The organism is Actinomadura sp. HBU206391 (assembly GCF_014323665.1).
In the GTDB taxonomy this organism is placed as follows: domain Bacteria; phylum Actinomycetota; class Actinomycetes; order Streptosporangiales; family Streptosporangiaceae; genus Actinomadura_C.
This window is the reverse complement of sequence record NZ_JABVEB010000482.1, coordinates 1-2,363: the sequence shown is the minus strand read 5'-3', so window position 1 is coordinate 2,363 and position 2,363 is coordinate 1. Positions and strand designations below refer to the sequence as shown.

General features: G+C 63.9%; 3 protein-coding genes. 1 reads left to right on the top strand and 2 read right to left on the bottom strand.

Going from position 1 to position 2,363, the window contains the following annotated elements:
- Window positions 1-201, bottom strand: a 201-nt coding sequence (locus HKK72_RS40395; protein ID WP_222721677.1) for a hypothetical protein, incomplete at its 3' end; no start/stop codon positions are given.
- 203 nt (window positions 202-404) lie between these two features.
- Here HKK72_RS40395 and HKK72_RS38600 point away from each other — a divergent pair.
- A complete protein-coding gene (locus tag HKK72_RS38600) occupies window positions 405-1,016 on the top strand; it encodes a hypothetical protein (RefSeq protein ID WP_187239327.1) in 612 nt (203 codons plus the stop codon).
- Window positions 1,017-1,152: 136 nt separating this feature from the next.
- Here the strand turns inward: HKK72_RS38600 and HKK72_RS42595 are convergent, their stop codons facing one another.
- The gene (locus tag HKK72_RS42595; RefSeq protein WP_187239326.1) at window positions 1,153-1,959 is read right to left on the bottom strand and encodes a histidine kinase dimerization/phospho-acceptor domain-containing protein; all 807 of its coding nucleotides are present in this window, start codon (window positions 1,957-1,959) and stop codon (window positions 1,153-1,155) included.
- Window positions 1,960-2,363: the final 404 nt, after the last annotated feature.

Here is a 2,363-nt window from a genome sequence, read left to right as displayed (position 1 = left end):
TTCGTCGTCGTGTTCCGGCATGTCTTGTCCTCGCTCTCTGATGCCCTGTACGGCGGTGGTGAGCATCTTGACTGAATCTTCGCGGAGCGCTATCTGCAGTGTGGCTTCGTGGCGGGTCCGGTTGTAGCGGATCTTCAGGTGGAAGGCATCGTAGAGCCTGCGTTCCAGGGCTTCTGGTAGTTCTACGGACCAATACGGCAACTGTGGGATTTGATCGAGTAGATCGACATCGTCGCCGGGCGACGGGGTGTCGGTATCGATCTGATCAAGCTCGGCCAGCTTGGTGCGGCGGGTGGCGGTGAGTTCCTTCAGTTGGTCCCAGTCACGTCGAGATACGACCTCGGTCGCTGGATGTAGGGGACGGGGTCTGCGCGTCGTTCGCGGTGACGGGCTACCCGGCTGAGATGAGGCCGGGGTGGTTGGAGCCGCTACTGGCCTATCCGGGGCGGCTCGAGGTCGCCGTCCACGTCGACCAGACACCACCGTCGGTGGCGGCCGACCGGCTACGACGCCAGCTCGCTCGGCTGGAATCGTCCGCGCGCTCCGATGCCGAGCATGGCCGGTTGGAGGACTTCCACGCCGCCGCCGCGGCCGAGGACGCCCGTGACCTTGCAGCGGCGCTCGCGCGGGGGCAGACCCGGCTGTTTCGCGTGGGCCTGTACCTCACCATCCATGCCCGCGATCAGGCCGCGTTGGATGCCGAGTGCTCAAAGGTCCGTGCTCTGGCGTCGTCGTTGCTGCTGGAGGCCTCTCCGGCCACCTTCCGATCGTTGCAAGGCCTGGTCACCACCCTGCCGCTCGGCGTCGACGCGCTCAAAATGCGGCGGACGTTCGACACCGCCGCGCTCGCCGCCTCGTTCCCGTTCACCAGCCCCGACCTGGACGTGCCGGTCACCGACACGACGGTGCTGTACGGGGCCAACACCGCCTCTTCCTCGCTGGTGCTGTGGGACCGATGGGCCCACGACAACCACAACTCCGTCGTCCTCGCCCGCTCCGGCGCCGGCAAGTCCTAGAGATCAGGGCCTGCTCGACCCAGCGGCGGCCCAGCAGCCAGTCCGGGCAGTGCGGCTCCGATCGGAGCTGGGGGCGCCAGGTCGGCCTGGACGCCCTCAGCCCTTGCACGAGCGTTGGCGCAGGAACGGGTCGAACTCAGCGAGGTCGAGTGGGACGTGGCTTTGGGGGGTGACCGCGTTGAGCCCCGCTCAGATCAGCAAGAAGGTCTTCCACCACCGCCTGTAGCCGCATTGTCTCTTCCATCACCTTGGCCGCCGTGCGCGGCCACTGGATGTCGTTGGAATACATCAGCGCTTCTTCTATCTGTACGCGGATCGCGGTGATCGGGGTTCGCAGATCATGGGAGACGTCAAAGTTGTAGCGCTGTATCCGCTTAAGAGCGGCCTCGAGCTGGTTCAACATGGAATTCACCGTCTCGGCCAGCGTCCTGACCTCCTCAGGTGTCGCTGGCACCGTAATCCGCCTGTCGAGGTCGGAGACGGTTGCGGTCAGTTCGGACTGGATGGCCCTAATAGGCGCCAGTACCCTGTTGACCGACTGATAGGTTCCGGCGGTCGCTATCGCCGTCAGCAGCACTGACGCCCCTGCCAGGGACAAGAGTAACGCGGCGTTCTCGTACACAGCCGACACGGGCTTGGCCGCGTAGGCCACCCACATTCCCTCCGGCTTCAAGAACCGGATCGATACGACGGTCATGCAGCCTTGCAGACCAGCAGGGGGGCACACGTCCCGCACTGCGATTAAGGACTTGCCCCCGGCCTGGAAGGAGGCCATTGGTGCCTTACCAACAAGCTGCCGGGTCGCCGCGACTACCTCGCCACGCGCGTTCAGCACCTGGATCGCTCCGGCACCATCTGCTGGTATCACACGGGGCAGGCGATTTTGTTTGGCCAGAAATATCGCACGTTGTGCGGCCTCGGAGACCTGTTTGGTGTTGGACACTATAGCTCTGTTATGCAAGCTGTAGGCCACCAAAGTGCTGCACCCTACGCATATCAGTGCGGAGAGCCAGCCGATCACCACTGCCTTACGTGCCGCGAGTGACCATCGACTCCCTCGCACGTGACCTCCGACCGAAAGCTAGGACAGGCAGCGCCTTACAAGCATCATCTGCTCCGATATCGGTCGAGATCACTTCAAGACCTGCCAAAGCTTTGATTGAGCGGCCAAGGCCCCCACGGGAGTGTCTGTCCGTCACTCGTATTGACCTTCCCCCTGTTCTCCGGACACTTGGCCTGAGGTCACCGGCGATCATCAGGAAGGATGTCCCGCATGCCTGCACCTCACCCTCCAGAGTTCCGGCGACGCCCGGTCCCTCCCTGCCAGACTGGTGTGACACATGGGAC

Coding starts and splice junctions, on each gene's coding strand:
- HKK72_RS38600 (WP_187239327.1), top strand. CDS start 405: ATGAGGCCGGGGTGGTTGGAGCCGCTACTGGCCTATCCGGGGCGGCTC.